This is a genomic window from Planktothrix sp. PLAVEN19ND (genome assembly GCF_057220675.1).
In genome coordinates, this window is record NZ_CM170132.1 from 4,485,996 (window position 1) to 4,508,623 (window position 22,628).

A 22,628-nucleotide genomic window follows, 5' to 3' on the forward strand; every position below is an offset into this window, starting at 1 on the left:
GAAGATAGCCTTAAAGGGCTTACTACAAGTTTAACATTAATATCCCTATTCCTTGAAAGGATTCTGATTATGACAAGTTCTATTATCAATACGATTCCTGCCAATTTATCCTTAAGAATTTCTCCTGGTAATAGCCTGTACAATACGGGAAATTCAGTATTAATTTTTGCATCAGGAATTCAAGGAAGATTTGAAACTTTTCCGGCTGACGTTCAGTCTTTTGTTCCCCTGTCTAATGGCATCGGAACTACTTTACCTGGGGCGACAGGAGGGGTCGTATTTGTACCCGATACACCTGTTATAGAAGCAATATCTATTGAAACGAATCGACCGATTTATGTTGCGGAAACAGAAACAGGTCAATTTCAAACCCTGAATGGTCAAACAACAGGAACCGTTCAAACTGGGGCCGCCGGAAGTTTGATTTTTACTCCCGCTGGATTTAGCCCGGAAACCCCGGCACCCACAGCTACTCCTAGTCCCACAGCTACACCTAGCCCCACAGCTACTCCCAGTCCCACAGCTACCCCTAGTCCCACAGCTACTCCCAGTCCCACAGCTACCCCCAGTCCTACGGCTACCCCTAGCCCTACAGCGACTCCCAACCCTGAACCCCGACCGATTCAGATTCAAGGTGCAGGGACAGGGACAAAAGGAGATGACACCATTATTGGTAGTAGTCAAAATGACACGATTTCTGGATTAGAAGGGAATGACAGTATCTTTGGATTAGCAGGGAATGACCTCCTCCAAGGAGATGCGGGAAATGATCAAATTAATGGGAATGAAGGCAATGATGCCATTATTGGAGGGTCAGAGGATGATTGTCTGCGAGGAGGGCAAGGCGATGATCTGATCTTCGGAGATGCCGGGAATGATCTGGCTTTTGGGGATAGAGATAATGATACGTTGAATGGTGGAGTCGGGGCTGATAGTCTGTATGGTGGCCAAGGCAACGATAGTATTCGAGGCGGGGGAGAAGATGACCTCCTCTCTGGAGATAAGGGCAATGATACGGTATCGGGTGATGCCGGGAACGATACGGTCTCTGGGGGAGATGGAGACGATATTTTATATGGTAATTCCGGTCAGGACTTTCTGAATGGAGGGGCTGGAAATGATCAACTTTTTGGCGGCGGAGATGATGATAGTTTGGTGGGCGGTCAAGGGGTTGATATCCTCTACGGAGATCTGGGAAATGATACCCTTTCTGGCGGGGATGATGACGATCAACTGTTTGGCAATGGGGGGGATGATGTTCTCAATGGAGATAATGGAGCCGATAATTTATATGGAGGGGCCGGGGAAGATATTCTCAATGGCGGTAAAGGTCGGGATCTTCTTTCCGGTGATGCTGGGAATGATTTATTAGCTGGGGAAGCCGGAGTAGATACCCTCACAGGGGGTGCGGGAGATGATATTTTTGTTCTTGGTTATGTGGTGACTCAAGCACCTAATGGGGGTAGCTTCATTACCGGAACCACGGGCGGCACCAGTGTTGATTTAGCCGATATTGTTACGGATTTTACAACTAACGATAAGATTGGGCTATCTGGAGGACTTACTTTTCAAGATCTGGAAATTTCCCAAGGTCAAGCCTCTAATGCCAGTAATACCATTATCAGAGATAAGACTACGGGTGAATTTTTGGCGGTGTTACAGGGGGTTAATGCCAGTGTCTTAACTGAATCTAGCTTTATTCTTGACCCTACTGCTCCCCTTCCCCCCACACCAACTCCCACACCAACAACCCCACCAACTCCCACACCAACAACCCCACCAACTCCCACACCAACAACCCCACCAACTCCCACACCAACAACCCCACCAACTCCCACACCAACAACCTCACCAACTCCCACACCAACAACCTCACCAACTCCCACACCAACAACCTCACCAACTCCCACACCAACAACCTCACCAACTCCCACACCAACAACCTCACCAACTACACCACCAACTACACCACCAACAACCCCACCAACAACCTCACCAACTACACCACCACCTCCAACTCCCTCTCAACCCACACGTCCCCCAGTGGAACCGCCGACTCCAGCAATTTTAGCGATGGAGAATGATACGTTATCGGGTTTACAGAATAATCTGTTGCAGATTCCCGATAGTACTATCACTGCTAATGATACGGGAGTTGGGCTGCTCACCATCACCGGAATTACAGAACCTGCCAATGGAAAAGCCAGCTTAAATCGAGATGTGAGATCAATTACTTATATTCCTGATAAAAACTTTTCCGGTTTTGATAGTTTTAAATATCAAATTCGAGATGATAATGGAGCAACAGGAACGGCAACGGTTACGGTTAATGTGGTATCGGTTAATGAGCCTCCTGTTTTGGATCTCAGCCGTTCCCAACCCGGGAATAATTACAGTACGGTTTTTGTTGAAGGAACAACCCCCGTTGCGATTACTGGAAGTGTCAGTATTATTGATGCCGATGATACGGAACTGACCTCTGCCACAATTACCTTAACCAATATTCCCGATGGTGAAATTGAAGGGTTATCTGTCCTAGGAACTTTACCCAGTGGGATTACGGCTAGAGCCTATGATCCGACAACCGGAATTATTTTGCTAACAGGAACTGCCCCAATTGCGAGTTATGAAACCGCACTTTCTCAAGTAGTTTATAGCAATAGTTCCCAAAATCCCAACACTCAAAATCGGGTGATTAATGTAGTTGTTACCGATCGCCAAGATAATAGTAATATTCCGACTAGCACGATTACAGTGGATGCGGTTAACGATCCTCCTGTGAATACGGTTCCAGGGTCGCAAGCTGCCAACGGCAACGAACCCATTGTATTTAGTCAGGGGACTGGGAATCAAATTTCTATTAGTGATCCTGATGCTGGCGTTAATCCCATTCAAGTAACTTTAACCGCTAGTACCGGAACCCTAACTTTAGGTACAACACCGAATAATGTAACAATTTCTGGAGATGGAACCACAAATATTACCTTAGTTGGTCGAATTGATAATATTAATACAGCCCTGGATGGTTTAACCTTTAGCCCACCCGCACCCTTTACCACCTCAGCAACCCTGCAAGTGGTAACAACGGATCAGGGAAATACGGGCAGTGGTAGCTCGCAACAAGCCTCCAGTACGATTACGATTAATCGACCAAATCTTCCCCCGAATGCGGTAAGCGATAGCGTTGTAGGGACGCAAAATCAACTATTGACGATCGCATCCTCAACCCTATTAGTCAATGATACCGATCCTGATAATGATCCTTTAACTATTACTCAAGTTAGCAATCCCACCAATGGTACGGTGACTTTAAATAATAGTAATGTTCTATTTACCCCCGCCCCTAACCATACCGGGCCAGCTAGTTTCCTGTATACCATTAGTGATGGTAATGGAGGAACCAGTAGCGCGACGGTGAATGTGAATGTTCATCGGGCAAATCGTCCCCCGAATGCGGTAAATGATAGCGTTGTAGGAACGCAAAATGTACTATTGACGATCGCATCCTCAACCCTATTAGTCAATGATATCGATCCTGATAATGATCCTTTGACTATTACTCAAGTTAGCAATCCTGCTAATGGTACGGTGACTTTAAATAATAGTAATGTTCTATTTACCCCCGCCCCTAACCATACCGGGCCAGCTAGTTTCCTGTATACCATTAGTGATGGTAATGGAGGAACCAGTAGCGCGACGGTGAGTGTTACAGTTAATCCCAATCAACCCCCAACCCTAGACTTAGATGGTAGCCAAACGGGAAATAATACTCAAGTAACCTTTGAGCAAGGAAAACCGGCGGTGGCGATCGCCAATGCTGCTAATATTTTAATTACCGATCCTGACAATACCACCGCCCAGTCAGCTACCCTCACTTTAACCAACCCACTCAATAGCAGTGCAGAAAGTTTATCGGTTAATGGTGTGTTACCTGCGGGGATTACAGCCAGCAGTTATAACAGCACCACTGGAGTTTTAAGCCTAACAGGGGATGCTGCGATTAGTGCTTATAAAACGGCGATTGGACAAATTATTTATAATAATACGGCCAATCCTCCTAATACCGCCACCCGCAACGTAGAGGTTAAGGTCAATGATGGAACTAACAATAGTAATACCGCGGCTAGTACCATTAAGGTGATTGCTCTGAATCAGCCTCCGATCGCCGTTAATGATGGCCCAATTTTTGCTAACAATGGCATCCAATTCGCTATTTCTCCCCTAGATAATGATAGTGACCCGGATGGAGGGGTTCTGACCTTGACCTCGGTGGATAATGCGGCTAACGCCCAGGGGTTGATCACTCGATCAGGTTCCTTAGTTCAGTACACCCGTTTGGGAACCACGACCGGGCTAGATAGTTTCAACTACATTATTAGTGATGGTCAAGGGGGAACGGCCGCGGCGAGTATTACGATTGACCTCTTACCTGTTTCTGATGATAACCCCAACTCATTCACCGGAGGTAGTTTTAGCGATAACCTCAATGGTCTAGGGGGCAATGATACCCTCAGTGGTTTGGATGGGAATGATACCCTGCGAGGGGATGCGGGGAATGATAGTTTATCGGGAGGAAGTGGAAACGATCTGTTACAGGGTGGAATTGGAATTAATACACTTCAGGGCGGTTTAGGACGGGATAGTTTGATTGGGAGTGCTGGGGAAAAAGACCTGTTTATTTATACGGACTCCCTGGATGGGGGCGGTGTCGGATTTAATGCGGTGGGAACGGGAATTAATCTTCAAATTGGTAGTGGTTTCTATGATTCCATTAACAATTTTGAGAGTTTAGGTCAGGTTGGGGGCGATCAAATTGGTTTATCCACCAGTTTAATTGCGGGTACTGCTAACATTCTGCTGACGGTACAAACCAATCTTTCAACGAATGTTCTATTGGGAAATAACCCAGGTCTATTTGCCTTTGATAGTGGTAAGGATACCTACTTAATTTATGACGGGAATGGCAATAATTTAACAGGAAACGACTCTCGAATTTTGGCTAAGTTAGAAGGAGTTACGGGCCTAACAACCCTAAATCCTGATGATGTGATCCTGTTCTAAATATTCTATCCAGTAGATACGCGCCGTGGATCGTCTCTACTGGGTCTTTAATTACTGATTGGGTGTATTCAGTTTCAAATCAATCGATTTTTCCTGCTCTAATTTCATAACATTTTCAGGAGGAGTTAAACAGGTTTTTAATAGTTGATCAACTCCTAAATTTGTACTAGCTTGGTTCATCCCAACAACACAATTAGCAAACGTTTCCGGTAATACACTCCGACGACAACTATCCAGAACATTTAACGGATCAGATGCACTGGTATTTCTGTTAATATTAACCACACAATTTGCTAATTCATCGGGACGGCGTACCTGTAGACAACCAGATAGGATTTGTTCTACGGGCAGGGCTGCCACATTTCTTTGCATTTGGGTGACACAATATCCCATATTCCTAGGCCGAGATGCCATTCCACAGCCTTGTGTTGCCAACTCCACCGATAGCCCGGCGGCGACTAACTGTTGGGTGCAGTTTCTATAGTCCTGTCGCCGTATTAAGACAAAGGAAGGAAACGCCTCGGCCGGAGCAACGGAAACAAACAACGGAAACAAACTTACCGTCGCCACTACGGATAACCAACGGTGGTGTCGTGGGAGGTGGGTCAGAAGTGCTTTTTTTAATCCAGAAAACATCACAATAGAAGGATTCATAGCCATTTCAAGTTTTGCACAATGATATCATGGGTTAGCCGTTGACCGTTGATAGTTGCTCAAGATCATCTTTAACACTAGGCGGCTCGTCCATTTTGACTTTCCACCATTGACAGATGAAGACTTTATCTTAAACCTGGATGTAGGTACAAGGGTTAAAATTATTGTTGAAACAATTATAAAAATAAACTGTTGTAGGGGCGGGTTCGCCAAAATCTTTGATTTCAACCCCGAATATTCATAAACCCGCCCCGCCTATATTTAAAATGGGAAAGAACGAGTTAGAGTAAAGATTATGCAAACAGACTTAAAGCATAAATTAGTAGGGTGCGGCCATCAACGCGATCGCACCATCTACCATTATTTTATGACTAAGATGGTGCTGAAGCACAACAACGGGTTAGGGTTTGAGAGCAATAATTGTCCGATGGCGAGGGTCACTGGGAAGGGTGATTTTATAATCAAACCCCACCTCTTTTAAGGTTTCTTCCACATCAAAAGTATAATATTCATCACTCCAAGGTTCGGTACTTTTCATCAGAATAAATAACGCTGGAGGTAAGTTCTGAATTACTTCTGATTTGGGGTTATTATCCACAATGGCTAAACAGCCGCCTGGACGTAAAATTCGGAGAGCTTCCTGAAAGATTTCTCGACTGGGTTTGTTCGGGAGTTCATGTAATAGAAATTGCAAGGTAACAACATCAAAACTGTTATCGGGAAAACTGGTATTTTCAGCCAGTTCCTGTCTCCATTCGGCTATTTCTCCCTGGGTATCTCGAACTTTTGCCACCGCTAACATATAGGGCGATAAATCTAACCCGACTGTTCTAATATTATTACCATATTTCTGTACTAAATAGCGGTGTAATGGTAGGGTAGACATCCCGACAGAACAACCAATATCTAACACGTTTTCCACCCGTTCAGGACAATATTGTCCTAAAATTTCATGGAAACTAGAACGCAAGCGATGTTCTGCGGTTTCCCAAGTAATTTGTTCTTTTGGCCAGACTCGTAAACCCATGGCTTTTGTTGCGGGTTCGGCTTCAAAAGCAGCTAACCAACAGAGATTTCCCTGGTCATAGGCATGAAAGGGAACCTGATAATAATCGGGGTATTTAATATTAGGATTAGTGACGGTTTTTAACAGTTCTTTGGCTCCCGATGCGTCTAATTCTTGACAAGTTTTTCGCCATGGAACTCCATTTTTTTCAGCAGTTTTAATTAAAACTTTTCTCGCTTGAAGTTTCATTAAACTATAAAGCGGTTTCGTTTGGATTAAAATATTAACAATTTGAGACAGAAAATCCTCTCCTGCCCAGTCTGGTTTTAGTTTGGCGTTAATCATAGTTTAAAAATGGTTGAAGACAAGGATTGATTTATCATGAAATAGAATGAGAAATGGGTAATGGATGCCCCAATTTGATCCCCAATAAAATCCAATCTTCTAAAGTTGAACACAATTCTTGTTCACATTGTTTTAAGGTTGAACCAAAAGCAATAACTCCTTGACAAATTGGGATTTTTCCCACAAAAGTCTGGTCTTCCAGTTTGTCATAAATTGCTTCAGCCATTGCCTGCTCAAGATAATCACTGAGGATATACTGTACAGTCATTGCCGATCCTAAATTCATTGCATTTTTCCTATTATAGAATATTTGAGTCAATGTATTTATGAAGTTTTATTCCATGTATCCTGTCTGTTTTAACCATTGGCGAAGTTGAGTAAAAAATTGGTTTCTATCGGGGTTTTGATAAACTTCTTTAACAGTTTTCCATCCTGCATCTGCTTGACCGAGTAAATACTGTTGGGCTAAATAAGTGGCTAAAGCTCCTTTTAAATCTTGTTTCAGGCGATTACGTTTAGTGATTTCTTGTAACAAAACCGAGTTATGTTCCGCAAGCAATTCAGAATATTGTCGAGTCACATCTTGCAATTCCCCAAACTGATATTTAAAAATTTGTAAAGGTAATTGTTCCGTGGTATAGACTTGAAATTGTTTACTAAATCGTTGGTCATAATGAATCAAAATTGGGGTTTCTTGGTTGTCTGTTTTCAGTTGATAGGAAATTAAACCCCATTTTTGTTGTAAATCTCGATATTCCCGTTTAATCGGACTATACCGATAAATCACGGAATAGTAACTCTTGAAATTGTTATCCTCATCAACTAATAAATCTACTAAAATTTCGGGTTCTTTATCATTATCTAAATCTAGGATTTTAAAATCAATCACCCTGGCATTTTTAACGGTTTTTACTCCAGGACTAGATAAATTTGCCATGGAAATAACATCTTCTGAAATCAAATCCCCTTTGCGGGTAATTTTAATTTGGATGAGTTGAATTGTACTATTAGAATCTGCTAATAATTCAGCTTTAATCTCTCCTAAAGTAACTGTTTTTTGTACCTTTAAATCCTTTGTTTCTGGATAGGATTCAGGTTTTGATTCTATTGGCGGTGTCCCTTGAGGCTGCATTTTAACTGGCGGGGTTCTCGGGGAAGATTTAGACTCGGAACTGACTGCTGGAGCATCAGAAATTGAGACTCTGGCAATATATTCAGTCGGAACTAAAGCCTGTTTTTTATCTTCGGAAATCGCTTGACAAATTAAGGTAGCAACTTCCGCCCGGGTTGCGGGTTTATTAGGATTTAATCGCCGCACATTCGGATAATTAACTACTAACCAATTTTCTGTTGCTGTTGCGATCGCTTTTTTTGCATATTCAGGAATATCAGAAGCATCATCAAAGATTTTGGTTAATTGTTGATTGGAAACTTGGTTAGATTTATAATCCAAACCATTAACTACCGCCACTAACGCCTGGACTCTAGGGATATTTAATAAAGGATTAAAAACACTTCCTAAATATCCTGACATAAACCCTTTTTGATTCGCCTCTTGAATGGCATTGTAGGCCCAAAAATCCGTTGGGACATCGACAAAATCAATCGCTTTTTCACTTCGAGGAATTTTAGGAAATGCTTGACTAATAATAGCTGCAAATTCAGCCCGATTAACGGGACTATCGGGGCGAAAAGTATCATCTTCATAATAGCCTTTTACAATATTTTTTTGGGCTAAATTCTCAATACAATTTTGCGCCCAATGACCTTTAATATCTGAAAAATTTCGAGAATCTTCGGCGAAAACGGGATTAATCAATGGTAGGGATTTCTGAGTAATAATTATTCCTAAAGCGACGATAAAAAATAACTTAATCTGGGATAAATTAGACCTCCATTTCATAAGGAAAAAAGCCATTAATTTTCCAGACTGAAAATAGGATAAAATTTTAGATTTCATATTACTCCTTATTTAAACAAATTGAACAACAGCACCCACACCTGGTAAGGTGGTATCCAAATCAGGAACACCCACCAAGACGAGATTACTAACACTAGCAACGGATGTTCCAAAATTTAAGTCGGTATCGGAATTATTCGTAACCGGACTTAAATAAGTTTTAACTAAATTTCCGGTTCTTAATTCATAGCGAAATGTTCCTCCTAAATTTCCTAATCCATAGCCCGGAGAACCAATCAAAACCTCATTTCCCATCATGGCTAAGGCTTGACCAAATTGATTAAATTCCTCCACTTTAGGAGCATTATAACGTTGTAAAACTGCTCCGGTAATCCCATCGAATAAAAAGGCGATTCCCGCATCTGTTCCCCCCTGGTCGTCTCCTGGCGCACCGATTAAAATATCTCGACCAACACCCGTCCAGGCGACGGAATAACCAAAATTATCTAACCCGGGATTGGGATTTTTAAAGGTTTGCAAAAGCTGTCCGGTGACACTATCAAAAATATAAGCTTCACCGGGTTGTTTTCCCACGGTTGGGGTTAAACTGGCGGGCGCACCAATTAATACTCTATCTCCGCCAACCGCCGCCACGGACGCACCAAAAAAATCATTAATTTGAGGGTTAGGATTCAAAAATGTTTGCAATAGTTGACCCGTGTTTCCATCAAATAAATAGGCGATTCCTCCGGCGGGTGCTAAGGTGGAATCACTAGGTGCACCGACAATAACATTATTGCCCAAAGTAGCCACGGAATAGCCAAATAAATTAAATACATTTGGGGTCGGATCATTGATAGCTAAATAGGGCGCTCCCGTGGCGGTACTAAACCCATAAACCGCTCCAGAATTGGGGGCTAAACTACTATCTTGAGATGCGCCAATAATAATATTATCTCCTAAAGTTGTAGCTACAGATTGACCAAATTTTGAAGCACCCGCAGCTGGAGAAGGGTTACGAAAAGTTAATGTTGGTTGTTGAGTTGTGAGATTAAATAAATAGGCGATTCCTTGATTATTAGTTTGACCGGGGGCGGTTACTGCTAAGAAATTATTTCCTAACCGAGATAACTTGGAACCAAATTGAGCATTTTCTTCTGGAATAGGATTAACTAATGTTCCTAATGCTGAAGGTGGAATTTCATCATCTACAATGTCTAAAATAGCTTGATTAGGTGTGCCGATTTGGGCAAAATTAGTGGGGTTTTCTAAGGTTAAAAGTAAGTTAGATGAATAATTGGGAACATTATTATTAACAATGGGAATTTTAATGATTTTAGGGGTAGTATCTCCATTGGCAAAATTAACAATAATTGGTGTAGTATCGACTTGATTTCCCGTTGGCGTTAAGGGAGTAGGAATTGGAACTACCGTAACGCTGACTTCTCCATCATTTCCACTGTTTCTAACAACGGTAATCGGATTAATTACAGTCCCATTTTCATTGACAGCAAATTGATCGGAACTAAAAGCTACAGACCCAGGAATAATAAAGTTAGAACGATTAATTTTATCTGGTTTAATTCCTTGTAAAACAGCTACAATTTCTCCCGATTTAGATTCTAAAATTGTACTATTTTCGGTTCTTGTATCGGATTTAATAATGAGGTTTTCAAAACCCAAATCTCCAGTTAAAAGAATAATATCTTCCTCTGGCTTAAAGTCTAAAATAACATCCGATAATTCCAGATTATTACTTAAATTATTACTATCTAAAACAAAAATATCTTTACCTTCTCCACCGATTAACGTATCACTTCCTGCGTCCCCAGAAAGCCAATCATCTCCGTCATCTCCAATGATTTGATCATTGCCTTGACCCCCAACTAAGGTATCATTTCCCATCCCTCCCGATACCTGATCATTTCCAGCATTTCCTGTTACTAAATCATTCCCTCCGTCTCCTCGAACCTGATCATTTCCATTCCCTCCAAAAACCGTATCATCTCCATCTTCTGCACCGATAAAATCATCTCCATCATTGCCTTCAACCCAATCATTATCTACTCCTGATCTGAGTTCATCATTCCCCTGACCTCCGAATATAAAATCCTTACCTAAATCCTCTCTAACTTGATCATTTCCTGACCCAGAATAAATGGTATCATCCCCTTCAACTCCCGATAATTGGGTCGAATTATCAGGATCTACAAATCCCACAAACCGATCATTTCCTGCTTCTCCAAATAACAGATCATTGCCTTGATTTCCCAAAATTTGATCGTCTCCAACCCCTCCAAATAGAGTATCATTTCCCCCTTCTCCAAATAATTGATCGTTATCTGAATTACCATAGATTAGTTCGGAATCCGATGAACCTCGAACCGTATCATCTCCTCCTAATAAAAAAACACCTAACTTAAATACACCCAATTCTCCAGGGAAAAATCTTATGTCTTCAGGGGTATTGTCTCCGACTAAGCGAAGTAAACCTGTGGTATAATCGGTTTCTGGTTTTAGCACCATGATGTCATTGGGTAAACTAAAATTAAAATACTAACATTGCTAATTATAGCATCGGTTTTGCTGACTGCCAAAATTTAGAAATCGTTACAAATTGATAGCCCCCTTCTAATAATTTAGGAATAATTTCTTCAGCCGTTTTTGCCACATCTTTTCCCCCATTATATCCATCATGGAGGACAATAATTGACCCATTTCGAGTTTGTTTGATCACCCTATTACTAACAACTTCAACCCCAGGATGTACCCAATCTTCGGGGACAACACTCCACATTACTGGACGATATCCCCAAGTTGTTAATAAATCTAAAGTTCGTGGTAAAAATACACCGTTAGGGGGACGAACATCTGGGATTAATTCGGGTTCCAAACCGCAAGCATTAAAAATAGCTGTTTTAGTTCTTTCTAAGCTTTGTTTTAATTCTGTTTCTGTTAACAATGGGAAAGTATCGTGTTTATAACCATGTAGCCCTATCCAATGACCTTGTTGATATACAGCTTGGGAAATTTCAGGATATTTTTCTACCTCTTGTCCTAACCAAAAAAAACTAGCTGTAATTTGAAACCGTTCTAAAACCTTTAATAATTCTAAAGTATATTGGGGGTGCGGCCCATCATCGAAGGTTAAACAAATTTCCGGTTGAGATGAATCCCCTTTCCATAGACATAGGGGAAATTTTTGGCTTAAAAGTGGATACAAATAGGGGAAAAATGAGGCAAATTGTAGTTTAAAATTGAAAGGGTTATTCATAGAGGTTTAAGTTCACAAATCTTTGTATAAATAAGTTGGTATTGGGTTAAAAAAAATGTACCATATTGATCGGTAATTAATTGGCAAATCTGACATGAAAAAGTATGTTTGTAAAACCTGTGGCTATACCTACGATCCCGAATACGGTGATACCGATGGCGGTATTGACGAGGGCACAGCTTTTGAAGATATCCCAGAAGACTGGATTTGTCCACTTTGTAGCGCGGAAAAAAAAGATTTTGAATTAGAAGAATAGAGGGTTAATTTGTCTAGTATACAGCCTTTAAAAGTGATTGTAATTGGGGGTGGAGCAGCAGGTTTTTTTGGAGCGATTACTTGTGCAAATCACCACGCCCAGACTCAAGTAATTTTGCTTGAAGCCGGACAACAAACCCTGGCTAAAGTAAGGATTTCCGGCGGGGGACGGTGTAATGTCACCCATGCTTGTTTTGAACCGACTCAATTTGTGCAGAATTACCCCAGGGGAAGCAAAGCTTTGCGCGGTGCTTTTAGTCGATTTCAAGCTAAAAATACCGTTGAATGGTTTGCTAGTCATGGGGTGAAATTAAAAACAGAAACCGATGGGCGAATGTTCCCCACAACGGACGATTCTGCTACTATAGTTAACTGTTTAATTAGAGTAGCAGAACAGGCGGGAGTCAGGATTAAAACGCAAGCTCCTGTGGCTTCTATTTCCTATAATAATTATAGCCCCTATCCTTTTAAAATTCAACTGAAATCGGGAGAAATTTTAGAAGGCGATCGCATTTTACTGGCGACCGGAAGTAACCCCTCTGGTTATAAGTTTGCTCAGGCTTTAGGACATACAATTATTCCACCAGTTCCCTCTTTATTTACCTTTAATCTTAAGGATAAACGACTGCAAGATTTAGCGGGAGTTTCTGTTAGTTCGGCGCGGGTTAAACTCCCTCAAGCTAAATTAGAACAAACCGGGCCATTATTAATTACCCATTGGGGATTAAGTGGGCCAGCAATTTTAAAATTATCCGCTTGGGGGGCGAGGGTTTTATATGATTGTAATTATAAATCCCCTCTACAAATTAATTGGCTTCCCCAGGAACATCCAGAACAGTTAAAGGAAAAATTATTAGACCTAAAATCACAATTTCCTAATCGTTTAATATCAGCAAATTGTCCGGTAGATTTACCTCGTCGTCTGTGGAAACAATTGGTTGATTATGTTGGAATTGATGAGGAAAAACGCTGGTCAGAAATTTCTAATAAATCTTTAAATCAACTAATTCAAGAATTAACCCAAGGAAGTTATAATATTAATGGCAAGGGTATTTTTAAGGAAGAATTTGTTACCTGTGGTGGAATAAATTTAAAGGAAGTTGATTTTAAAACCATGGAAAGTCGCTGTTGTCCCGGGTTATATTTAGCCGGAGAAATCTTAGATATTGATGGAGTTACCGGAGGATTTAATTTTCAGAGTGCTTGGACAACAGGATGGTTAGCAGGAAAATCTGTTGTTGGGCTTTAGTCCATGGAAAGAGTGCCCAAGCGCAACAACGAATAATAAACAAATTATCAAATTTTGGGTTTTCCGTCCTCTGATTTTGGAATATCTGGACAAGAATTTGTGGTTTTCAAGTGATAACCTTGTTTTTCCATTGTCTCTACAAAATGAGTAGGATCTTGATTATTTTTTTCAGGTAATATTTCAGGAGGATGATTTTTTAAATCTTGGCGTTTGTGTTTAAGTTTAGATTGTTTACCCATGATCTTAATACCCTGATAATTAATGAAAATAATGGTACAATAATTATAACACTTTGAACTATTTTAATTTTCTATATGATGGGTTATCTCAAGGGGAATGTTGCTGATCTTCAAAAAGGAACAGGAAATCGAATCACCCTATTACTCGATGTTAATAATATCGGGTATGAAGTGCAAATTTTACCTCGAATGAGAGCGGAATTACCTGCATTTGGGGAGTCGATGCAAATTTTCACCCATTTACAAGTCCGAGAAGATCAAATAGTTTTATATGGCTTTTCTAATATGGCTGAACGGGATTTGTTTCGCCAATTAATTAGCGTTAGTGGAATCGGAACTCAATTAGCGATCGCCCTTTTAGATACCCTCGGACTTCAAGATTTAATTCAAGCAATTGTAGGCGGTAATACCCGCGTTTTATCCAAAACTCCAGGCGTCGGAAGTAAAACCGCAGAACGTATCGCCCTAGAACTCAAAACTAAACTATCGGAATGGCGACAACAAGCTGGAATGCTTTCATCTACTCCCTCTAATATTACCCCAAAAATTCAAGAAGAAGTGGAAATGACCTTACTCGCCCTGGGTTACACTGGAGCAGAAGTGATGCAAGCTTTACAAGTTATTAGTCAAGATTCTAGTCTAGCAAAGCAAACTAATTCCGATGAATGGATTAGAAGTGCGATCGCTTGGTTAAGTCAAGGAACTTGAAAATCTTTGTGTTTTCGTGTCTTTGTGGTTGGGATTATTGTTACCACGAAGACACTCATGACACAAAGAAATAAGTCTGTAATCAATTTTGACATCCACCCCGCCGTAAACGGACGAGGATTGCTCACCACGCCACCTTATAACAATATCTCCTTTTTTTACTACCATTTGATTTCCTCTCCATCTTCTAAGGTATATAGACCGGGTTCATTATTAAGAAAGTTAAATGTCCCTTCTGACTCGGCTAAATGGGCGATTTCTTCTGGGGAAGGGTAAGAGAGATCAAGAAATAATTTTTGTTCAAGGAGAGTCCGTTCTTCCTTAGAAAGTGACTCAATAATTGTAATCAAAGATTCAACCAGTTTGGTGTTCATAATATTTACTCCAGATATCAATGTCTTTAGGATAACGGTGAGTTCATTTTATTTTCCTTTCTAGGTTTATTATCTTAGGTGTTTTGATCGTTGTGACGGTTGACACATCTCTTTTGTATGGCATGATGAACTTAATTATCCACAATCTTTGAGAATGATTCAAACTGTTTACATTGAGACCAGTATTATTGGCTACCTGACGGCTCGCCCCACAGATAATTTAATTGTGGCAGCAAATATGAAAATTACTCAAGACTGGTGGGACGAGTATTGTAACTCACTGGTACTTTATACTTCCGAACTGGTTGAAGATGAAGCCCAAAGAGGAGACTCAATCATCGCGACTCAACGCTTAACCCTACTACAATCTTTGATATTTCTGGAGTTTACAGAAGAAGCCACAGATCTCGCACAGGAATTTCTACAGCAGAGTAATCTACCCGAAAAAGCCTCTAATGATGCTCTGCATATTGCTCTAGCTACGGTTTACGGGTTGAATTATCTGTTAACATGGAACTGCAAGCACATGGCAAATTCTCAGATCCAAAGAAAGTTATCTGAAATTAGCCGTAATCTAGGATATACCCTACCATTTATCTGTACCCCTTACGAATTTCTTAACCTTGATCCTCTGGGAGAATAACAATGTATAAAGATCCAATTTTAGAAGAAATCCATAATTATAGAGAGGAGTACGCAAAATCATTTAACTATGACCTCAAGGCTATATTTGATGATTTGCGAAATAAACAAATGGCTAGTAGCCGAAAATTTGTCAAACTTCCCATCAACCGCTTACCCAATGCACCCCAGCACCCAACAGTAGGCTAAAGCCATTATCTGCAAAAACCGTTTTCATTCTTCACCTTTGGGCGCGCCCTACAAATAATAATCAATATTTTCGGCAAAATCTTTAGGAAGTTTTTCCCATTCTTCGGGAGGAACTTCTGATATAATTTCATCGACCATATTTAGGATAGAATTATTAAGTTTGGCTTGGGTTAAATCCGTTGTGTTTCTGGTTTTGACTCTGGTTTTCAGGAAAATCAAGAAGTGATAAACTTCCTCAATTACAAAGTCGGGTGTAGTTTCGAGTTCTTGAATAAGTTCTTGTTTCATAATATAGATTGAATTTTGGGGTTGATGTTAACCGAAATATAGGGTTGGGACTAGTGGGACTTAAACAAAAATCAAGCCCAAATCAAGCCTAAACTTGCTTTGTAGGCTGCAAATACATCCCTATTATCCTGTAGCCACTCCACAAATCGAAAGGAAATAGCTGTGCGAAAGGCTTCAAGGGCATCAGCAAATGTGTTTAAAGGTTTGTTAGCCCATCGACTTCATTGCTGACCAAGGAGCTGCGGTTAAAAAGTGGTGTAATCGGTGGTAAGTTACTCCTACGGCGTTATTCGCCATTTCTGATAACCTTCATCCTGAAGCACCGATTCCAGATTATCTAAGACCAGTAAAAACCGTTGTTGTTGCAGACAGTGGATTAAAACCTCGGTTAATTTGAGCCACTTTTTCGGCGTGGATGTGGCTAATTTTTTTAAAGGTTTCTGGAAACTGCGATATGGTTCTGAGGTGGCGATGGACTTTAATAATAACCCAACGGCTAATCCGACGGCTTTGGTGAGGTCGTTGTTAGAGAGAATATCTTCTTGTCCCAGACTGTTGACAATAGCCCCAAGATCACCTGCGAATATATTCCCAGCAAGTCCTGTACCAATGGCACTAACGCATTGCAGTAGGCCAATTCCTTGTAAAGCCGGAATCAGGGGACAAGCAACACCCCCAACCACAATCGCCCCAAAGGTTGTTAACAGACGTAGATTGCGTTGACTAACTAAATCGAGAATTCCCACGTTCTCACCCCTGAGCTAGATTTATTAATGATAAGCGAACAGCCAACAATCAACAATCAAAACAAAAGTGTGGTATCCTAAGTGATTGTGGAAATTTACGGATCATCTCTGAGATTCAACAACTATGGCTCTCACACAGCAGCGTAAACAAGAAATCATGTCCGAGCACCAAACCCATGAAACCGATACCGGTTCCTGCGAGGTGCAAGTGGCTATGCTGACGGAACGGATTAGCAAACTCAGCGAACACTTAAAAATCAATAAAAAAGATCACGCTTCTCGCCGTGGACTTTTACAAATTATTAGTCGTCGCAAACGCCTATTAAGCTTTTTGCAACGGCAAGATAAAGCCCGCTACCAAGCGTTAATCGCTCGTTTAGGAATTCGGGGCTAGGATTTTTCAGAAATGTTCTGAAAACCTTGGTCTTGATTCCCGACGTCAAGCTTTCCTCCTGCATTTCCAGACCCATTCTCTGAACCTATGTCCTCTGAACGTCCGACCGCACGGCCCGCCTTTGAACCTAAGAAGAATCGCAAAAAAACCGATAAAGCGACTTCTAATCCCCCAGCAAAGGCGATTTCAGACCCGAAACCGACAAAACCCAATCAGAAAGTTAGGGCGACTCCTGAGTCTCCTAAGCCTCAACCCAAAAGCCATAAGGAGACTCAACGCACCTATACCCGGGAAGAAACAGCAATTCCTGAGAAAGTTAGTCAACGGATGCTCTCTCGGATGGTGGTTTTAGCTGGAATTCCTTTGCTCCTGGGTTTGGCAAGCTTCATCGGCAGTTACTTCATCATTACCCAAGATTTACTCGTCCTTCCGAATACGGCTGTGGTAATTTTGAGTATGGGATGTTTTGGGTTAAGTGTCCTGGGGTTAAGCTATGGGGTGCTATCCGCATCCTGGGATGAGGAAGCCTCCGGTAGTATTTTGGGTTGGCAGGAATTCAAACTAAATTTAGGGCGAATGCAGGACGGATGGAAAGCTGCACAGCAAAAAAAACAGAAAAATTAAGAATTCAAAAGTTTGTGTCCAAAACTGAATTGTTATACGCTAAATTAGCTTTAACTCGGGCTGTATTTTCTTAGACAATTTCAGCTTTTTAAATTTGATCGATCGATCAAAACAGGATAAATGATTATAGTAATGAAAGTCGGCACACCAGAAGCCGAAATTGAACGTTTAAGTGAAGATCTCAAAACCAGTTGGGGTTTATCACCGGAGAAAATTGTCGGTAAACACAAGGTTGTGATGGGGTTAGTCGGTGAAACTGCCGATCTCGACCCTTTACAACTGCGGGAAATGAGTCCCTTTATTGAGGACGTCATGCGGGTGGAAAAACCCTATAAACGGGTAAGTCGCGCCTACCGTCATGGAGAAGCCAGTGAAGTCACTGTCCCCACTCCCGCCGGAAATGTTACCTTTAGCGAACATCATCCCCTAGTCGTTGTGGCTGGGCCTTGCTCGGTGGAAAACGAGGAGATGATTGTCGAAACGGCAAAACGAGTCAAAGCCGCCGGGGCTCAATTCCTGCGGGGTGGAGCCTTCAAACCTCGGACATCTCCCTACGCCTTTCAAGGACATGGGGAAAGTGCCTTGGGGCTATTAGCAGCGGCCCGGGATGCAACGGGACTGGGGATTATTACCGAGTTAATGGATGCCGAAGACCTGGACAAATTAGGGGAAGTCGCCGATATTATTCAAATTGGCGCTCGCAATATGCAGAACTTTTCCCTATTGAAAAAAGTGGGAGCGCAAAATAAACCCGTATTACTCAAACGGGGCATGGCTGCCACCATCGAAGAATGGTTAATGGCGGCGGAATATATCCTAGCGGGTGGTAACCCCAACGTGATTTTGTGTGAACGGGGAATTCGCACCTTTGATCGTCAGTATGCCCGTAATACCTTGGATTTATCCGTTTTACCTGTATTGCGATCGCTCACCCACCTGCCGATTATGATCGATCCCAGTCACGGTGTCGGTGTGGCGGAATATGTTCCCTCCATGGCCATGGCTGCGATTGCCGCTGGGACAGATTCCCTGATGATTGAAGTCCACCCCAACCCGGCTAAGGCCCTCTCCGATGGCCCCCAATCCCTGACTCCAGAACGGTTTGACCGCTTAATGCAGGAACTGTCTGTCATCGGTAAAGCCGTGGGTCGTTGGCCGAAAGAACTGGCCGTCGTCGGTTAAATTAGTCTCAAAAATTTGAAACTTGATCAAGGCGTTTGCTACAAACGCCTTTGTTTTTGGCATCTATCCATTATGATTGTGTTAAAATCTCGGCAAAAATTATTTCTTGAGGAGTGAACTGGCAAATGTCTGATCTGTACAAAACTGTTTTTTTAGGGACTGCGATCGCATTAACCCTGAATGGGGGTGAACTTCTAGCTCAAGAACTTTCCTCGGAATCCTCCTTAGAAAAGGTTGTTGCATCTTCAGTAGAAATTGCCTCTCAAACCTTCTCAGAAACACCGGATTTTAACCCAGAGCAGGTTTTTGCTCAAACTTCAGAGCTTAATCCTTCCCTAGAAATAGCTGCTCAAACCACCTTAAAAACATCGGATTTTGACCCAGAGCAGGTATCTATTCAACCTTCAGAACTTCATCCCTCAATCGAAAGTATTCAACAGCAACCCCAGACTTTATCGGAAGTTAAAAATAATTTTTCTTCAACCAAAGCAGCCGATTTAAGTAATAGTTGGATGGATCGAGTGGAGTGGAATATTGCTCAAAATCCAGATCAATCTTTACCTGTTGCTCAACAACAAAACTCAGAAGAAAAACCCGAAGATCCGCGTAAAGCCGCCGATGCTAATGGTCGTCGTTTAAGTAATAACTATAATTATATTGGAATTGGAGGTAATATTGGGATTACCGGAGATGGATCAGGTTTAGGAGGAGGGGGTTTAATGAGCCTCTCAAAAACCGGGTTTTCTGAAAATCTTTCCTTACATTCCAGTGGAATTTTGATTGGCAGTGATAGTGCGAGTCTAGTTCATTTAACGGCTGATTTTCCGATCAGAAGTGAAACAAATGCTGTGCGTTTTTCACCCTTTGTAGGAGCCGGAATTATCTACAAAGATTTATTTAATAGTGACCTTAGTTTCGGCCCTTCAGCGACCGTGGGAATTGATATTCCCGTTTCCTATAGTTTTTTAATTACTGGACGTGCCAGTGTCGGATATATTCGAGAAGAAACGGATTTTGGGATTCAAGTTGGTTTTAGTTATATCTACACGAAAGGTTTACTGGGTTTGATTTTTAAATAATTTTACCCAAAAAGGAGTATTGTGGCAATAATAGTCACAATATTCCCTATTCCCTATTCCCTATTCCCTATTCCCTATTCCCTGTTCCTGACTTTTTTCAATTAAAGCATCAGATTCTTGAACCATAGTTTTTAATAGTTGATTCAGTAATAACAAATTCTCAGAAGATAGTGGCGTTATTGCTAGACGATTGTTCAGTTCACTGAGTTTATTTTGAAGTTGCTGCGTCAGTCTTAGAGCATCTAAACTTAACTTAGATAACTGTTGTTTTTGATAAAACTTTAAAGCAGCCCCGCGTAAAACCTGTAGGTTAGCTTCTTCTCCCAAGGGTGCTGGATTAACTCTTAAACGCATTAAAAGATGAGTATTTTGATAAAGCCATTCCCTTTCAACTTGTCGCGGTTTATCTACGGGAATTAATGGTAGTTCTACTAACAGTTTCAATTCATTAATAACCCCCTTAAATTGCTGATCATCTAACCCGGTAACAACGGATTGTAAAACGCCATCCTGACTCCACAAAATTCGACCTAAATTAGCCTCTTGACGTTCAAAATAAAGCCGTCCAATACCCCCCATTAAAACTCGTCCTAAAAGTTCTTGTAATAATTCATGGGGAGATAACATTGATAAAACTTCTACCGGACTTTCTAAATAAGTCGTCTTTACCTCTAAAACCGATAGTGCTTCCGAAGAACTTGGGGATGTTGGTTGTATAGATTCAGGTAAAAAATTTTCGATTTTTGAAGTTGATAAATTTGAATTGACTGGTGCTAAAGAAATAACTGGCTCTATTTCCACAACTTTTGGAGAGGGAACAGAAGTCGAAACATCAGAACTGGAAACAGGAGTTTGTGATGAGTTTTTCTGTTCAGACAATTGGGTGATTGTTTCAATATCTATTTTCAAAGATTCATCAGCTTTAACCTGTTGGGTATGATAGAGATAGGCTGATAAAATAGAACGTTGCTCCTCCGAAGAAATCACCTGACTTATGATGGAGCAATTCATGTAGGATACGATCTTCTGCACATATTCTAAGGCTGATTGATCTTCTGAATCAACAACACCTAAATATAAATGATTCTCTTTGAGACATAAAGGTAAAATTTGGTAATGCAAGCAAACTTCTAGCGGTAAAATACTGTCAATTAAGGCAAAAATTTGCTGCGCTTCCAGTGGAACTGTCCCAGTTGCTTCAGATTTAGCTAACATTTTTTATAATTTAATTTAGTGTCTTAGTCCAATATTCTTGGGTTTAGAGCTAAGTTCAGTATGAATTAGCTGCATATCAAAAAGGCACCCCGACGGCAATTCCATATCTGCAACCGTTGAGGAATGAAGACAAGGGTATTAGTAACGGTTATCGATATAAGTTTAGTTTAACAGTTTTTGCGGAAATCATCTATAAAATGCAAGTGGAAATTGCCCAAATCACGGAGGCGGAGATTAGCGATCGCAACTGGAAGTCCTACAGGTCATCCTCGTACTCATAATAGGGAATGCTATCCATCGGGTTGGTTTTCAAGCTGATTCCTTCCTGTCTGACTTTAAGATCATAATAAATAACCCCAGCAATTGATTGCCAAAAAGGAAGAAATAAGGCCCCGATAATAATATTGATCGCTACGGAAAATAAATTTACAACCAGATGATAAGTGGAGGAATCCGTGCTAACTATAAATGCTAAATACAATTGCAAAAAGACCACAATAAATAGAAGTAAAATCGAAAAAGGAAGGATAATCAAAAATCCCAGAAACAGAATACCTTGAATCCGAAATACCGATCCTTTGGTTAAGTTCCAACTAAGAATAATTGCTGCTGTTGCGGTCATATTATCTTCAACGGCTAGGGGTAAAGACGCAATAAAAAGTCGAGAAACCAGCCCAATATACGCAAATACAATAGCAATAAAAAACGCAAAACCTATTAAGTATATAATCGCGTTATCTTCTCCTGAAATAGCCAACACGAGACCAAAGGAAATTACCCAGACTAAAACTAATCCCAAAATTCCACCCATTAAAATTAAGGCGACCAGAAGTCCTTGTCCTAGAAAACTCCACATTCTTGGCTCGACGCGGGAACGAGCTTCTGAAATTACTTCGGGTTGTTCTAAGGTTTCATAATAGGCTAAACGGCTAATTAGTGCAGAAAGGGCTAAACATTTAGCCCAGCCATAAATGGGAACAATTGACCAGCAATAGGCTTGCAGGGCAATATTAAAATAGGATTTAAAATGATCTCGATAAATGCGTAACCCGGCACTAATGACACCCACTATGCTAAGGGAGCCAAGGGTTTGATTTTTAGACATAGTTGTAAGATGATGTGACAAATAAGCCGATTTTCCCATTATCTTAAACCACAATTCTCAAAATCCCCAAAATTCTATAAATATTAGACTTTGGGGAGG

22 protein-coding genes and 1 pseudogene are annotated in these 22,628 nt (G+C 41.1%); 10 read left to right on the top strand and 13 right to left on the bottom strand.

Annotated elements, in window-relative coordinates; translation table 11 throughout:
• Positions 1-69: 69 nt before the first annotated feature.
• Positions 70-5,061, top strand: a complete 4,992-nt coding sequence (locus AC2D3N_RS19110) for an Ig-like domain-containing protein (RefSeq protein WP_484691825.1) — start codon at positions 70-72, stop codon at positions 5,059-5,061.
• A gap of 51 nt (positions 5,062-5,112) precedes the next feature.
• Here the strand turns inward: AC2D3N_RS19110 and AC2D3N_RS19115 are convergent, their stop codons facing one another.
• The 6 genes from AC2D3N_RS19115 to AC2D3N_RS19140 all read right to left on the bottom strand — a co-directional run bounded on the left by AC2D3N_RS19115 (position 5,113) and on the right by AC2D3N_RS19140 (position 12,240).
• The gene (locus tag AC2D3N_RS19115; protein WP_484691826.1) at positions 5,113-5,715 is read right to left on the bottom strand and encodes a hypothetical protein; all 603 of its coding nucleotides are present in this window, start codon (positions 5,713-5,715) and stop codon (positions 5,113-5,115) included.
• A gap of 400 nt (positions 5,716-6,115) precedes the next feature.
• On the bottom strand, positions 6,116-7,066 hold the full coding sequence (locus AC2D3N_RS19120; RefSeq protein ID WP_484691827.1) for a class I SAM-dependent methyltransferase: 951 nt from the start codon (positions 7,064-7,066) through the stop codon (positions 6,116-6,118).
• A gap of 34 nt (positions 7,067-7,100) precedes the next feature.
• Positions 7,101-7,352: a type II toxin-antitoxin system HicB family antitoxin gene (locus AC2D3N_RS19125; RefSeq protein WP_484691828.1), complete on the bottom strand. Its 252-nt coding sequence runs from the start codon at positions 7,350-7,352 to the stop codon at positions 7,101-7,103.
• Positions 7,353-7,400: 48 nt separating this feature from the next.
• Complete coding sequence (locus AC2D3N_RS19130) at positions 7,401-9,026, bottom strand: S-layer homology domain-containing protein (RefSeq protein WP_484691829.1); 1,626 nt, start codon at positions 9,024-9,026, stop codon at positions 7,401-7,403.
• Positions 9,027-9,038: 12 nt separating this feature from the next.
• Complete coding sequence (locus tag AC2D3N_RS19135) at positions 9,039-11,492, bottom strand: Calx-beta domain-containing protein (protein ID WP_484691830.1); 2,454 nt, start codon at positions 11,490-11,492, stop codon at positions 9,039-9,041.
• 43 nt (positions 11,493-11,535) lie between these two features.
• The gene (locus AC2D3N_RS19140) at positions 11,536-12,240 is read right to left on the bottom strand and encodes a polysaccharide deacetylase family protein (protein WP_484691831.1); all 705 of its coding nucleotides are present in this window, start codon (positions 12,238-12,240) and stop codon (positions 11,536-11,538) included.
• Positions 12,241-12,334: 94 nt separating this feature from the next.
• Here AC2D3N_RS19140 and rd point away from each other — a divergent pair, with 94 nt between their 5' ends.
• Both rd and AC2D3N_RS19150 read left to right on the top strand, forming a co-directional pair.
• A complete protein-coding gene (rd, locus tag AC2D3N_RS19145) occupies positions 12,335-12,496 on the top strand; it encodes a rubredoxin (RefSeq protein WP_079681035.1) in 162 nt (53 codons plus the stop codon).
• Between the two features lie 9 nt (positions 12,497-12,505).
• Entirely contained in the window at positions 12,506-13,744 is a 1,239-nt protein-coding gene (locus AC2D3N_RS19150; RefSeq protein WP_484691832.1) for a BaiN/RdsA family NAD(P)/FAD-dependent oxidoreductase, read from the top strand.
• Positions 13,745-13,791: 47 nt separating this feature from the next.
• On the opposite strand, the gene AC2D3N_RS19155 is transcribed toward AC2D3N_RS19150, so the two are convergent.
• Positions 13,792-13,983 carry a hypothetical protein gene (locus AC2D3N_RS19155; RefSeq protein ID WP_079680540.1) on the bottom strand — a complete coding sequence of 64 codons (192 nt, stop codon included), beginning with the start codon at positions 13,981-13,983 and terminating at the stop codon, positions 13,792-13,794.
• 75 nt (positions 13,984-14,058) lie between these two features.
• Between AC2D3N_RS19155 and ruvA the strand changes: the two genes are divergently transcribed.
• Positions 14,059-14,691: a Holliday junction branch migration protein RuvA gene (gene ruvA / locus AC2D3N_RS19160; protein WP_079680539.1), complete on the top strand. Its 633-nt coding sequence runs from the start codon at positions 14,059-14,061 to the stop codon at positions 14,689-14,691.
• A 161-nt stretch (positions 14,692-14,852) separates the two neighbouring features.
• On the opposite strand, the gene AC2D3N_RS19165 is transcribed toward ruvA, so the two are convergent.
• The gene (locus AC2D3N_RS19165; RefSeq protein ID WP_079680538.1) at positions 14,853-15,065 is read right to left on the bottom strand and encodes a homeobox domain-containing protein; all 213 of its coding nucleotides are present in this window, start codon (positions 15,063-15,065) and stop codon (positions 14,853-14,855) included.
• 154 nt (positions 15,066-15,219) lie between these two features.
• Here AC2D3N_RS19165 and AC2D3N_RS19170 point away from each other — a divergent pair, with 154 nt between their 5' ends.
• Entirely contained in the window at positions 15,220-15,708 is a 489-nt protein-coding gene (locus AC2D3N_RS19170) for a type II toxin-antitoxin system VapC family toxin (protein ID WP_079680537.1), read from the top strand.
• 2 nt (positions 15,709-15,710) lie between these two features.
• The gene (locus AC2D3N_RS19175) at positions 15,711-15,896 is read left to right on the top strand and encodes a hypothetical protein (protein ID WP_079680536.1); all 186 of its coding nucleotides are present in this window, start codon (positions 15,711-15,713) and stop codon (positions 15,894-15,896) included.
• 48 nt (positions 15,897-15,944) lie between these two features.
• On the opposite strand, the gene AC2D3N_RS19180 is transcribed toward AC2D3N_RS19175, so the two are convergent.
• From AC2D3N_RS19180 to AC2D3N_RS19190, 3 genes and pseudogenes are all read right to left on the bottom strand, one after another.
• On the bottom strand, positions 15,945-16,184 hold the full coding sequence (locus AC2D3N_RS19180; protein WP_484691833.1) for a hypothetical protein: 240 nt from the start codon (positions 16,182-16,184) through the stop codon (positions 15,945-15,947).
• A gap of 71 nt (positions 16,185-16,255) precedes the next feature.
• A pseudogene (locus AC2D3N_RS19185) lies at positions 16,256-16,402 on the bottom strand (IS701 family transposase); the annotation flags it as partial.
• 60 nt (positions 16,403-16,462) lie between these two features.
• Entirely contained in the window at positions 16,463-16,930 is a 468-nt protein-coding gene (locus tag AC2D3N_RS19190; protein ID WP_079680534.1) for a hypothetical protein, read from the bottom strand.
• 124 nt (positions 16,931-17,054) lie between these two features.
• On the opposite strand from AC2D3N_RS19190, the gene rpsO reads away from it, so the two are divergent.
• The 4 genes from rpsO (at position 17,055) to AC2D3N_RS19210 (ending at position 20,209) form a co-directional block, all read left to right on the top strand.
• Positions 17,055-17,324 carry a 30S ribosomal protein S15 gene (rpsO, locus tag AC2D3N_RS19195; RefSeq protein ID WP_079680533.1) on the top strand — a complete coding sequence of 90 codons (270 nt, stop codon included), beginning with the start codon at positions 17,055-17,057 and terminating at the stop codon, positions 17,322-17,324.
• An 87-nt stretch (positions 17,325-17,411) separates the two neighbouring features.
• Entirely contained in the window at positions 17,412-17,948 is a 537-nt protein-coding gene (locus tag AC2D3N_RS19200) for a PAM68 family protein (protein ID WP_079680532.1), read from the top strand.
• A gap of 120 nt (positions 17,949-18,068) precedes the next feature.
• Positions 18,069-19,130: a 3-deoxy-7-phosphoheptulonate synthase gene (gene aroF / locus AC2D3N_RS19205; RefSeq protein ID WP_079680531.1), complete on the top strand. Its 1,062-nt coding sequence runs from the start codon at positions 18,069-18,071 to the stop codon at positions 19,128-19,130.
• A gap of 125 nt (positions 19,131-19,255) precedes the next feature.
• Positions 19,256-20,209 (top strand): hypothetical protein, encoded by a 954-nt coding sequence (locus AC2D3N_RS19210; protein ID WP_079680530.1) that lies wholly within the window; start codon positions 19,256-19,258, stop codon positions 20,207-20,209.
• Positions 20,210-20,269: 60 nt separating this feature from the next.
• Here AC2D3N_RS19210 and AC2D3N_RS19215 read toward each other — a convergent pair whose 3' ends face one another.
• A complete protein-coding gene (locus tag AC2D3N_RS19215; protein ID WP_079680529.1) occupies positions 20,270-21,424 on the bottom strand; it encodes a GspE/PulE/PilB domain-containing protein in 1,155 nt (384 codons plus the stop codon).
• Between the two features lie 256 nt (positions 21,425-21,680).
• Positions 21,681-22,529: a hypothetical protein gene (locus AC2D3N_RS19220; protein WP_079680528.1), complete on the bottom strand. Its 849-nt coding sequence runs from the start codon at positions 22,527-22,529 to the stop codon at positions 21,681-21,683.
• Positions 22,530-22,628: the final 99 nt, after the last annotated feature.

Bases quoted from the DNA above. Each gene is read 5' to 3' on its own strand.
- AC2D3N_RS19200 (WP_079680532.1), top strand. From the start codon at position 17,412: ATGTCCTCTGAACGTCCGACCGCACGGCCCGCCTTTGAACCTAAGAAG.
- aroF (WP_079680531.1), top strand. From the start codon at position 18,069: ATGATTATAGTAATGAAAGTCGGCACACCAGAAGCCGAAATTGAACGT.
- AC2D3N_RS19155 (WP_079680540.1), bottom strand. From the start codon at position 13,983: ATGGGTAAACAATCTAAACTTAAACACAAACGCCAAGATTTAAAAAAT.
- AC2D3N_RS19210 (WP_079680530.1), top strand. From the start codon at position 19,256: ATGTCTGATCTGTACAAAACTGTTTTTTTAGGGACTGCGATCGCATTA.
- AC2D3N_RS19135 (WP_484691830.1), bottom strand. From the start codon at position 11,492: ATGGTGCTAAAACCAGAAACCGATTATACCACAGGTTTACTTCGCTTA.
- AC2D3N_RS19170 (WP_079680537.1), top strand. From the start codon at position 15,220: ATGATTCAAACTGTTTACATTGAGACCAGTATTATTGGCTACCTGACG.
- AC2D3N_RS19140 (WP_484691831.1), bottom strand. From the start codon at position 12,240: ATGAATAACCCTTTCAATTTTAAACTACAATTTGCCTCATTTTTCCCC.
- AC2D3N_RS19125 (WP_484691828.1), bottom strand. From the start codon at position 7,352: ATGAATTTAGGATCGGCAATGACTGTACAGTATATCCTCAGTGATTAT.
- AC2D3N_RS19175 (WP_079680536.1), top strand. From the start codon at position 15,711: ATGTATAAAGATCCAATTTTAGAAGAAATCCATAATTATAGAGAGGAG.
- AC2D3N_RS19110 (WP_484691825.1), top strand. From the start codon at position 70: ATGACAAGTTCTATTATCAATACGATTCCTGCCAATTTATCCTTAAGA.
- rpsO (WP_079680533.1), top strand. From the start codon at position 17,055: ATGGCTCTCACACAGCAGCGTAAACAAGAAATCATGTCCGAGCACCAA.
- AC2D3N_RS19120 (WP_484691827.1), bottom strand. From the start codon at position 7,066: ATGATTAACGCCAAACTAAAACCAGACTGGGCAGGAGAGGATTTTCTG.
- AC2D3N_RS19115 (WP_484691826.1), bottom strand. From the start codon at position 5,715: ATGAATCCTTCTATTGTGATGTTTTCTGGATTAAAAAAAGCACTTCTG.
- AC2D3N_RS19180 (WP_484691833.1), bottom strand. From the start codon at position 16,184: ATGAAACAAGAACTTATTCAAGAACTCGAAACTACACCCGACTTTGTA.
- rd (WP_079681035.1), top strand. From the start codon at position 12,335: ATGAAAAAGTATGTTTGTAAAACCTGTGGCTATACCTACGATCCCGAA.
- AC2D3N_RS19220 (WP_079680528.1), bottom strand. From the start codon at position 22,529: ATGTCTAAAAATCAAACCCTTGGCTCCCTTAGCATAGTGGGTGTCATT.
- AC2D3N_RS19130 (WP_484691829.1), bottom strand. From the start codon at position 9,026: ATGAAATCTAAAATTTTATCCTATTTTCAGTCTGGAAAATTAATGGCT.
- ruvA (WP_079680539.1), top strand. From the start codon at position 14,059: ATGATGGGTTATCTCAAGGGGAATGTTGCTGATCTTCAAAAAGGAACA.
- AC2D3N_RS19215 (WP_079680529.1), bottom strand. From the start codon at position 21,424: ATGTTAGCTAAATCTGAAGCAACTGGGACAGTTCCACTGGAAGCGCAG.
- AC2D3N_RS19165 (WP_079680538.1), bottom strand. From the start codon at position 15,065: ATGAACACCAAACTGGTTGAATCTTTGATTACAATTATTGAGTCACTT.